Origin of the sequence: Pseudomonas sp. SID14000, assembly GCF_002165135.1 — a bacterium.
Classification (GTDB): domain Bacteria; phylum Pseudomonadota; class Gammaproteobacteria; order Pseudomonadales; family Pseudomonadaceae; genus Aquipseudomonas.
Window position 1 is genome coordinate 1 of sequence record NZ_NFZQ01000150.1, and the last position, 402, is coordinate 402.

The window sequence follows — 402 nt, forward strand, 5'->3', positions numbered from 1 at the left end:
GCCTGCTGGGCGAGGAAGGAGTCGGTGATCTGTACGGGGCGGTGCGCGGACAGCGCCGTGACCAGCGCGCCCCACCGGTCGCCCACCACGACGACGGTGCCGGAGATGTCCACGGGCTCCGACTCGATGCCGGCCAGGTGCCGCAACAGGTATTCGTCGGCGGCGTCCCAGGCACGGAGCCTGTCGCGGGGGTCCTCGGGGAAGCGGGTGAGGTCGTACGCACCCGATGACGTCGTCAAACGGTTCATTGTGCCCTCAGGCTAACCGAGTCCCCCGGGCCTCCGGGCCACGGCACCGGGCGGGCAGCGGCCGGACACCGCACGGGCAGCGGGCGGACACCGGTCGGCGACCGCTACGGTTCCGGGGCATCGTCCGTGGTGAAGGTCCACGACAGCAGAGCGG

General features: G+C 72.1%; 1 pseudogene. It reads right to left on the bottom strand.

Features of this window, described 5'->3' with window-relative positions:
• Positions 1–248, bottom strand: a pseudogene (locus CAY82_RS27720) (50S rRNA methyltransferase); the annotation flags it as partial.
• Positions 249–402: the final 154 nt, after the last annotated feature.